Consider the following 4,755-nt stretch of genomic DNA (forward strand, 5'->3'; position numbering starts at 1 on the left):
CGCGGCCTCGCCGAGCGGGGCACCCCGGTGGCGCGGCTGGAGGACGAGGCCGCCGGCGCGACCCCGATCGAGCGGCACGCGGGCGTCAACCCCCTGGCCGCGGCCACGATCCTGTACACGAGCGGCACCACGGGCACCCCGAAGGGCGCCGTCGGGTCGCACCTGGCGATGGTCGAGCAGGTGCACTGCTCCCTGATCGACTCGTTCGACCTGCGGCCCGACGACGTCGTGTACGGCGGCCTGCCGTTCTTCCACTCGTTCGGGCAGATGGCGGTGCTGAACATGGCGTTCCGGCGCGGGGCGTCGATCGTGCTGCTGCCCCGGTTCGACCCGGACGAGGCCCTGGAGCTGCTGGTGGCGCACGGCGCGACCGTGTTCACGGCGGTGCCGACCAACTTCGCGGGCATGGTCGAGGCGGCTCGGCGCACCGCGGCGCGGCCCCCGCTGCGGTTCGCGGTCTCGGGCGGCGCGGCCCTGCCGGTCGCCCTGCTGGAGGCGTTCGAGGAGGCGTTCGGCGCGCAGGTGCACGAGGGCTACGGGCTGACCGAGACGTCACCGTCGTGCACCTTCAACGTGACGTCCGAGCCCATCCGGCCCGGCACCGTCGGGCGGCCCATGTGGGGCGTCGACGTGGCCGTGGCCGTGGCCGAGGTGGAGGACCGGGTCGAGCTGCTGCCCGCCCCGGCACCGGGCTCGGCGGCCGGGGAGCAGAGCGACCTGGGCGAGATCGTGGTGCGCGGGCACAACCTGATGAAGGGGTACCTGGGGCGGCCCGACGCGTCGGCGGCGGCCGTCGTGGACGGCTGGTTCCGCACGGGCGACCTCGGCACCGTGGACGCCCACGGCATCGTGACGATCGTGGACCGCAAGAAGGACATGATCATCCGCAGCGGCTACAACGTGTATCCCACGGAGGTCGAGGCGGTGCTGGCCCGCTATCCGGGCGTCGCGCTGGCCGCTGTGTTCGGGGTGCCCGACGCCGCGCGCGGGCAGGAGGTGCACGCCGCCGTCGTGCCGTCGGACGGGGCGGAGGTGGACCCGGAGGCCGTGGTCGCGTACATGAAGGAGCACGTGGCGGCGTACAAGTACCCGCGGGTGGTGCACGTGTCGGCCGACCTGCCGCTGGGGCCGAGCGGCAAGGTGCTCAAGCGCGAGCTCACGGCCCGGCACTCGGCCCCGGCGGGGTGAAGCCCAGGTGTTCCTCGACTGCTGTGCGCACCCGATCCGGCACCGGGACGGGCCGGCGGGCAGCCTGGTCCACGAACACGTGCGTGAAGCTGCCCGTCGCGTACGCCTCGGCCCGGTCGGGCGCGCCCGCGCGCAGGATCGCCAGGTCCCAGGTCAGCGAGGTGCGCCCCAGTCGGCCGACGGCGACGTCGACCTCCAGCTCCTCGGGGAACGAGGCCGGGGCGAGGAACTCGCACGAGGAGGCGCGGGCGAGCCCGATCACGGCGCCCGCGGGGTCCAGGGCGGTGTGCCTGATGAGCCAGGTGTTCACCGCCGTGTCCATGGCCTCGTAGTAGACGGTGTTGTTCATGTGCCCGTACTGGTCGTTGTCGTTCCAGCGCAGCGGGAACGGGTGCCGATAGCCCATCGGGGCAGCGTAGACCCGCACCGACGGATCGGTGCAACAAATCCACGAATGATGCATACTGGACATGCATCAGATCGACGACGATCGGAGGACCGATGACGCTCGTACCCGAGCCACCCGCCACTGACCCGAGCACGGACCTGCTGGAGGCGGACTTCTACGCGTTCCAGGACCTGCTCACCCCGGCCGAGCAGAAGAAGGCCCTGGCCGTCCGGGAGTTCATGGAGCGCGAGGTGCGTCCCATCGCGGACGACTACTGGGAGCGCGCCGAGTGCCCCGTGCACCTGTTCAAGCCCTACGCGCAGCTCGGCACCATCGGGTCGGGCTGGGCCGAGACGCAGGGGGAGGAGACCTCGGCCGTGTTCCGCGGCTGGGTCGGCATGGAGACGGCGCGCGTCGACTCGTCGTTCTGCACCTTCATCGGTGTCTCCGGCGGCCTGGCGATGACGTCGATCGGCGTCGGCGGCAGTGCCGAGCAGCGCGCGAAGTGGCTCCCGCCCATGGCGGCCGGTGACCTGATCGGCGCGTTCGGGCTCACCGAACCCCTGGCCGGCTCCGACACCGCGAAGGGCCTGCGCACCACCGCCACCCGCACGGGCGACACGTGGGTGATCAACGGCGCCAAGCGCTGGATCGGCAACGCCACGTTCGCCGACGTCGTGGTCATCTGGGCCAAGGACACGGCCGACGACCAGGTCAAGGGCTTCCTGGTGCGCAAGGGCACGCCCGGCTTCACCGCCACCAAGATCGAGCGCAAGCAGTCCCTGCGCATCGTGCAGAACGCCGACATCGTGCTCGACGACGTGCGGGTCGACGAGGCCGACCGGTTGCAGGGCATCGACAGCTTCCGCGACGTCGCCAAGGTGCTGCGCATCACACGCGACGGCGTGTCCTGGCAGGCGCTCGGCACCATGATCGGCGCCTACGAGGCCGCCGTGGCCTACACCAGGCAGCGCGAGCAGTTCGGCAACCCGATCGCCAGCTACCAGCTGATCCAGGACAAGCTCGCGACGGCGTACGCGAACGTCACGGCGAGCTTCGCCATGTGCGTGCGCGTGGCCCAGCTCCAGGACCTCGGCACCCAGAAGGACGCCCACGCCGCGATGGCCAAGGCGTTCGTCACCACCCGGATGCGGGAGACCGTCGCGCTGTGCCGGGAGGCGTGCGGCGGCAACGGGATCACACTGGACCACGGCGTGGCCCGGTTCTTCGCCGACGCCGAGGCCGTCTACACGTTCGAGGGCACCAAGGACATGAACCAGCTCATCGTGGGCCGGGCGATCACCGGACACGCGGCGTTCGTCTGACGGCGCCTGCCACCGACCTGGCTCACCGGCTCAAGGAGGAGTTATGACCGAGGCGTACATCGTCGCCACCGCGCGCTCGCCCATCGGGCGCGCCCACAAGGGGTCGCTCAAGGACGTCCGCCCCGACGACCTCGCGGCGCAGATGGTGCGGGCCGCCGTCGACCAGGTGCCGGGTCTGGACCCGGCACGGATCGACGACCTGCTGCTGGGCTGCGGCCTGCCCGGCGGCAAGCAGGGCATGAACCTGGCCCGCATCGTCGCCGTGCTGTGCGGCTGGGACATGGTGCCCGGCGCGACCGTCACGCGGTACTGCAGCTCCAGCCTGCAGACCACCCGCATGGCCTTCCACGCCATCAAGGCGGGGGAGGGCGACGTGTTCGTCTCGGCGGGCGTCGAGTCGGTGAGCTCGTTCGCCACCGGGTCGAGCGACTACATCCCGGGCGTGGACCTGCACAACCCGGTCTTCGCCGACGCCCTGGCCCGCACCGAGAAGCGCGCCGGGGCCGGCACCGGGCTGTGGACCGACCCGCGGCTGGAGGGCGCGCTGCCCGACGCGTACATCGCCATGGGGCAGACGGCGGAGAACGTCGCGGCCTTGCGCGACGTGACCCGCGCCGAGCAGGACGAGTTCGCCGCCCGCAGCCAGCAGCGCGCCCAGGCCGCCATCGCGTCCGGTTTCTGGACCCGGGACATCACGCCGGTCACCCTGCCCGACGGCACGGTCCTGGCCGCCGACGACGGCCCGCGTCCCGGCACCACCGTGGAGACCCTGGCGACGCTGGAGCCGGTGTTCCGCCCCGACGGCACCGTCACCGCGGGCAACGCCTGCCCCCTGAACGACGGCGCGGCCGCGGTCGTGATCGTCTCCGGCCGCGTGGTCGAGGAGCTCGGGCTGACCCCGCTGGCCCGCATCGTGTCGACCGGCGTGAGCGGGCTGTCCCCCGAGATCATGGGCCTCGGCCCCGTCGAGGCCAGCCGGCAGGCCCTGCGCCGGGCCGGGCTCACGGTCGACGACATGGACCGCGTGGAGATCAACGAGGCGTTCGCCGCGCAGGTCATCCCGTCGGCGCGGGAGCTCGGCGTCGAGCCGGAGCGGCTGAACGTCAACGGCGGCGCCATCGCCGTCGGGCACCCGTTCGGCATGACCGGCGCGCGCATCACCTCCACCCTGATCAACGCGCTCGGGGACGCCGGGGGCCGGTACGGCCTGGAGACGATGTGCGTGGGCGGCGGCCAGGGCATGGCGATGGTGCTGGAGAAGCTCTGATGCGGATCACCGGCGCGGTGCTGGAGCGCTGCGGAGCGCCCGCGCCCTACGCGGAGTCCCGGCCGGTCACGGTCGGCCCGCTGGAGCTCGACCCGCCCGGCGAGGGCGAGGTGCTGGTGCGGATCGAGGCCGCGGGGCTGTGCCACTCCGACCTGTCGGTCGTGGACGGCAACCGTGCACGGCCCGTGCCGATGCTGCTCGGCCACGAGGCCGCCGGGATCGTGGAGGTGACCGGCCCGGGCGCGCGCCTCGCCGCCGGGCAGCGGGTGGTCATGACGTTCCTGCCGCGGTGCGGCCAGTGCGCGCAGTGCGGTACCGACGGGCGGCTGCCGTGCGCCGTGGGGTCGGCGGCCAACGCGGCCGGGACGCTCGTCGGTGGTGGGCGGCGGCTGACTCGTGCTGGCCAGGAGGTGCACCACCACCTCGGGGTGAGCGCGTTCGCGACCCACGCCGTGGTCTCCGAGACCTCCGTGGTGCCCGTGGACCACGACGTCCCGCCCGACGTCGCCGCCCTGCTGGGGTGCGCGGTGCTGACCGGCGGCGGCGCCGTCGTGAACGCCGGGCGGCCCGCGCCGGGTGACCGGGTC

General features: G+C 73.0%; 5 protein-coding genes. 4 read left to right on the plus strand and 1 reads right to left on the minus strand.

Features of this window, described 5'->3' with window-relative positions; genetic code table 11:
- Positions 1-1,188: AMP-binding protein (locus tag PROKR_RS16330; protein ID WP_084800488.1), on the plus strand; the 1,188-nt coding region annotated here is incomplete at its 5' end.
- Here the strand turns inward: PROKR_RS16330 and PROKR_RS16335 are convergent.
- Positions 1,157-1,594 (minus strand): acyl-CoA thioesterase, encoded by a 438-nt coding sequence (locus PROKR_RS16335; RefSeq protein ID WP_051433056.1) that lies wholly within the window; start codon positions 1,592-1,594, stop codon positions 1,157-1,159. The genes PROKR_RS16330 and PROKR_RS16335 overlap by 32 nt on opposite strands.
- Before the next feature lie 95 nt (positions 1,595-1,689).
- Here PROKR_RS16335 and PROKR_RS16340 point away from each other — a divergent pair, with 95 nt between their 5' ends.
- The 3 genes from PROKR_RS16340 to PROKR_RS35145 all read left to right on the plus strand — a co-directional run.
- Complete coding sequence (locus PROKR_RS16340; protein ID WP_051433057.1) at positions 1,690-2,901, plus strand: acyl-CoA dehydrogenase family protein; 1,212 nt, start codon at positions 1,690-1,692, stop codon at positions 2,899-2,901.
- Positions 2,902-2,944: 43 nt separating this feature from the next.
- Complete coding sequence (locus PROKR_RS16345; protein ID WP_036964759.1) at positions 2,945-4,168, plus strand: acetyl-CoA C-acetyltransferase; 1,224 nt, start codon at positions 2,945-2,947, stop codon at positions 4,166-4,168.
- Positions 4,168-4,755, plus strand: a 588-nt coding sequence (locus tag PROKR_RS35145; RefSeq protein ID WP_169736445.1) for an alcohol dehydrogenase catalytic domain-containing protein, incomplete at its 3' end; no start/stop codon positions are given. The genes PROKR_RS16345 and PROKR_RS35145, both read left to right, overlap by 1 nt.

Source organism: Promicromonospora kroppenstedtii DSM 19349, from assembly GCF_000515355.1.
Lineage (GTDB): Bacteria > Actinomycetota > Actinomycetes > Actinomycetales > Cellulomonadaceae > Promicromonospora > Promicromonospora kroppenstedtii.